Raw genomic sequence first — 1,709 nt, 5'->3', positions numbered from 1 at the left:
ACAGTTCTTCGACAATTTAAAACAGTATAGACAAGCCTCGAAAATTCCTTAGTTTTTTAAAACTAAGAATGCTGATAATATCAGCTTAAATTTCGAAGTCAGTAATGAAATACGGATAAATGTCTTGTAAAAGATATTTAACAAGCCATGTTTCATGTTGAGCTTCAGAACAAAACTTTTATATAAGAGTTTGATCCTGGCTCAGGATGAACGCTGGCGGCGTGCCTAACACATGCAAGTCGAGCGGAGTGCCCCGAGAAAAATTTTCGAATGGATCTCGGACGTACTTAGCGGCGGACGGGTGAGTAACGCGTGGGCAACCTGCCCTGTACAGAGGAATAACATTGGGAAACCAGTGCTAATACCTCATAACACTTTTTAGTGGCATCACTGAAAAGTCAAAGTTTTTCGGTACAGGATGGGCCCGCGTCTGATTAGTTAGTTGGTGGGGTAATGGCCTACCAAGACGATGATCAGTAGCCGACCTGAGAGGGTGATCGGCCACACTGGAACTGAGACACGGTCCAGACTCCTACGGGAGGCAGCAGTGGGGAATATTGCACAATGGGGGAAACCCTGATGCAGCAACGCCGCGTGAGCGATGAAGGCCTTCGGGTCGTAAAGCTCTGTCCTAAGGGAAGATATAGACGGTACCTTAGGAGGAAGCCCCGGCTAACTACGTGCCAGCAGCCGCGGTAATACGTAGGGGGCAAGCGTTATCCGGAATTACTGGGCGTAAAGGGTGCGTAGGCGGTCTGGTAAGTCAGAGGTGAAAGACTATTGCTCAACGATAGCAAGCCTTTGAAACTACCGGACTTGAGTGCAGGAGAGGAGAGTGGAATTTCTAGTGTAGCGGTGAAATGCGTAGATATTAGAAGGAACACCAGTGGCGAAGGCGACTCTCTGGACTGCAACTGACGCTGAGGCACGAAAGCGTGGGGAGCGAACAGGATTAGATACCCTGGTAGTCCACGCCGTAAACGATGAGTGCTAGGTGTCGGGGGTCAAACCTCGGTGCCGGAGCTAACGCAATAAGCACTCCGCCTGGGGAGTACGCTCGCAAGAGTAAAACTCAAAGGAATTGACGGGGACCCGCACAAGTAGCGGAGCATGTGGTTTAATTCGAAGCAACGCGAAGAACCTTACCTAAACTTGACATCCTTGTGACCGGTCCTTAATCGGACCTTCCCTTCGGGGCACAAGTGACAGGTGGTGCATGGTTGTCGTCAGCTCGTGTCGTGAGATGTTGGGTTAAGTCCCGTAACGAGCGCAACCCTTATCTTTAGTTGCCATCAGGTTAAGCTGGGCACTCTAGAGAGACTGCCGTGGATAACACGGAGGAAGGTGGGGATGACGTCAAATCATCATGCCCCTTATGTTTAGGGCTACACACGTGCTACAATGGCCGATACAAAGGGCAGCAAGAGGGTGACCTCAAGCGAATCCCATAAAGTCGGTCCCAGTTCGGATTGGAGGCTGAAACTCGCCTCCATGAAGCTGGAGTTACTAGTAATCGTGGATCAGAATGCCACGGTGAATGCGTTCCCGGGTCTTGTACACACCGCCCGTCACACCACGGAAGTTGGAGGCACCCGAAGTCAGAGCAATCTGCCGAAGGTGAAATCAATGACTGGGGTGAAGTCGTAACAAGGTAGCCGTATCGGAAGGTGCGGCTGGATCACCTCCTTTCTAAGGAGAATTAAAGGGCA

General features: G+C 50.4%; 1 rRNA gene. It reads left to right on the top strand.

Going from position 1 to position 1,709, the window contains the following annotated elements:
- Positions 1-178: 178 nt before the first annotated feature.
- Positions 179-1,689: ribosomal RNA gene (locus ISALK_RS14800) — 16S ribosomal RNA — on the top strand.
- Positions 1,690-1,709 lie beyond the last annotated feature (20 nt).

It is taken from the genome of Isachenkonia alkalipeptolytica, from assembly GCF_009910325.1.
GTDB classification, from domain to species: Bacteria; Bacillota; Clostridia; order Peptostreptococcales; family T1SED10-28; genus Isachenkonia; species Isachenkonia alkalipeptolytica.
This window is presented reverse-complemented; position numbering and strand designations above follow the sequence as displayed.